2 protein-coding genes are annotated in these 1,890 nt (G+C 30.9%); both read left to right on the plus strand.

Annotation, left to right across the window (positions count from 1 at the left end):
- Positions 1–157 precede the first annotated feature (157 nt).
- Positions 158–748, plus strand: coding sequence for a hypothetical protein (locus C4B24_RS04690; protein ID WP_131599621.1), 591 nt, complete (start codon positions 158–160; stop codon positions 746–748).
- Between the two features lie 14 nt (positions 749–762).
- The coding region (locus C4B24_RS04695) for a glycoside hydrolase family 1 protein (RefSeq protein WP_131599622.1) at positions 763–1,890 on the plus strand (1,128 nt) is incomplete at its 3' end.

Raw genomic sequence — 1,890 nt, forward strand, 5'->3', positions numbered from 1 at the left:
AGGGTTTAGTAATTAGAGCCCTTTATAAAGATGTTAATGAAGAAATTAAAATGAGAGTTTTAAATATAAGCGAGAAAACTATTGATTTCAATGGAGAACAAGTTGTTCCTTGAAAACTTATTAATATAAATATTTAAAAATATTTATTAGGAGAAACATGAAAAAAAGAATTAAAAAATCATTATTTTTAGCACCTACACTAATGCTTTTTGTTGCACCGTTAGTTGTTGCTTCCTGTGGAGAGTCTAAAAAGAGTATGACAGCAAACGAAGTGATTAAAAAAATTGAATCAAACTCTAAAGAAAAAGCAGTTTTATATATCGGTTCTACTGCATGTCCTTCTTGCAGAATGTTTGTAAGTGGAGAAAAAGCATATAAAGAAAATGGCAAAGTTTATGACGCCGTGAATATGGAAGATCACAAAGGTGATGTGGGCTATGTTAGTAAAAAAGGTGTTTGAGGACAATTCCTTGCAAAACATCCAAAAAATATCACAATATATCAAATTGAAGATATAGCTGATAGAAATCATAACTTACCAAATGCATACCCAAGAAAAAACGATGATAACGATGCTTCTGCAAAAGAAATTAATACTATATTATTTTATTTAAAGAAACATTATGGAATCACACCTGGGACACCTACCGTGGTTTATTTTAGCAAAGGTAGATTAACGGAACTTAGTGGGGAAACTCTCTATAATTACGATACTTTTATACGAAAAGTGAGTGAACTTTCAAAATAATTTAAGGAGAAAATATGGAAAAAATAGAATTCCCAAAAGGGTTTTTATGAGGTGGTGCAATTTCTGCTGAACAAACTGAAGGTAAAGGCAAAACACCAAAAGCAAAAACTGTTTATGAACAATGGTACGAGGAAGAACCTAATGATTTCTTTGACGAAGTTGGACCTGAAACAACGATTGATATAACAAGAAGATACAAAGAGGATATTCAAATGTGAAAGGGCATTGGTATTAATTCTAGTAGAACATCTATTTCATGAGCGAGAATATTTCCTAACGGAATGGAACAACCCGCTTCAAAAGAAGGTGTTGCTTTTTACCGAGATTATTTTACAGAAATGAAGAAAAATGGAATAGAGCCCATGGTGACATTATTTCATTTTGATATGCCGATGTATGAGCAAGAAAAAGGTGGCTGAGAATCTAGGGAAGTTTGACAAGATTTTCTACAATATTCTAAGTACGTAATTAATGAATTTATTGATATTGTTAATATATGAACAACAATGAATGAACCATGAGTTCCAGCTGAAGCGTCTTACTTGAAAGATATACAATATCCCAAAATAAATAATGATCAAAATGGTGTAAATGCTGCCTATGGAATTGTTATGAGTCATGCATTAGTTGTAAATTATTTTAATGAATTTATCAAACCTAAACAAACAAATAAAAAAATAGGTGCAATATTCAATTCAGCAATTGTCTATCCAAAAGATCCAAATAATCCAGAAGATGTAAAAGCTGCTATGTATATGGATTTATTTCAATTCAAAGGATTAACAGATCCTATGATTAAAGGAACTTGACCAAAAGGGATGAAGTCTTGGCTTAAAGAGATGGATTTATTCCCCAAAAACTTTAAGGAAAAAGATATTGCAATCCTTGCAAAAGTTGATGTAGATTTAATTGGTTTAAATTTCTATTCACCTAGAAGGGCCCAAGCACCAACTAAAAAAAATAATATTTCAAAATTTGATGACTACTTCGAAAGTTATGATATGCCTAATAGGCGTGAAAATAAATTCAGAGGTTGAGAAATATATCCTGAAGCAATTTATGATACAATCATGGAATTAGTTGATAGATATGGTAAGAATAAAGAATATATGTTGACAGAATTTGGTATGGGTGTGGAAAAT

The sequence above is a fragment of the Mycoplasma marinum genome, assembly GCF_004335975.1.
GTDB lineage: Bacteria > Bacillota_I > Bacilli_A > Mycoplasmatales > Metamycoplasmataceae > Mycoplasma_K > Mycoplasma_K marinum.